Annotated in this window: 1 protein-coding gene; it reads right to left on the bottom strand. The window is 66.7% G+C overall.

The window, feature by feature from the left end:
* Positions 1–39 precede the first annotated feature (39 nt).
* The coding region (locus ACH107_RS32960; protein ID WP_412509803.1) for an ISL3 family transposase at positions 40–1,176 on the bottom strand (1,137 nt) is incomplete at its 5' end.

The following is a 1,176-nucleotide window of genomic DNA, read 5'->3' as shown; positions in this document are numbered from 1 at the left end:
GGCTTCTTCGCGTTTTGTGTGGGTGGGTTGCATTTCCGGTTACCGGACGACCGCACCAGATGTTGTATCGTAGGGTGATGCTGGCAGGTGCGTAAGCCGGCCGGCGACGAGGTAGGCCATGTTGATGAAGTTCCGTGTCGTGCGATAGCCGCGGGCGCGGGCCTTGGCCGCCTGGATCAGGCCGTTGATGGCTTCGACACCGCCATTGGTCAGCCGGCTGTCGAACCCGTTCAGGATCCCGTCCCAATGCGCTTGAAGCGTTCTGGCGAGCTTGCGGAACGGTGGCAGGCGGGATCGCTTCGCCCATGCCAGCCACGCGGTCAGCAGATCCGCCGCCTCGGCCTTGCTGTCGGCTTGGGCGAAGATGTCCCGCAACTCTTCCTTCATCCGGAACGCCCGCGCGGTCTTGAGCTTGCGGCGCGACAGGTCGTGGTGCTGCGCGATCTGCGTCTTCGTCCAGTGATGCTTGTCCTTCAGCCACATCCAGCGCGACCGCTTGAGGGCGGGTTCCGTCCGCACTTCGGCGCGCCGGACCTCGTCCAGCGCCTCGTTGGCGAGCTTGACGACATGGAAGCGATCGAAGGTGACCGCCGCCTCGGGCAGATGCTTGCCCACCCCCGCGATGTAGGACCGGCTCATGTCGATGCAGGCGGCAGTGATCCTGCTCACATCGCCGCCATGTGCCTCGAGATCCTCGACGAAGCTGGCCACGGTGCCCTGGTCGCGCCCCTCGCAGGCAAAGAGCAGACGCCGGGCGTCGAGATCATGGACAAGGGTGATGTAGGCGTGTCCGCGCCGGGCGGCGGTCTCGTCGATCCCGACGGCGGTGACAGCCTCGAAATCCTCCTCGGCCCGTGCGGCCTCGACGTAATGCGTCACGACGCGCCAGATGCGGTCGTCGCCCACGTCCAACAGCTCGGCCACGGCACTCACCGGCATCGCGCGCACCAGCGCGATCACGAAGGCATCGAAGAGCTGCGTGAAGCCCGAGCCGCTACGCGCCCAGGGCACCGTCACCTGCCGGGTCTTGCTGCACTCGCGGCAGGCGACACGCGGGATGGCGGCATGGATGATCGCCTTGTGCTCGAAGAACCGCAGGTGTTCCCAGCTGCGCCGCCGCGTGTCGTGGACCGGCTGATCCGCTGCACCGCAGGACGGGCAGGTAAACCGGCTGCC

The organism is Roseovarius halophilus (ex Wu et al. 2025) (assembly GCF_047086965.1).
This window is presented reverse-complemented; position numbering and strand designations above follow the sequence as displayed.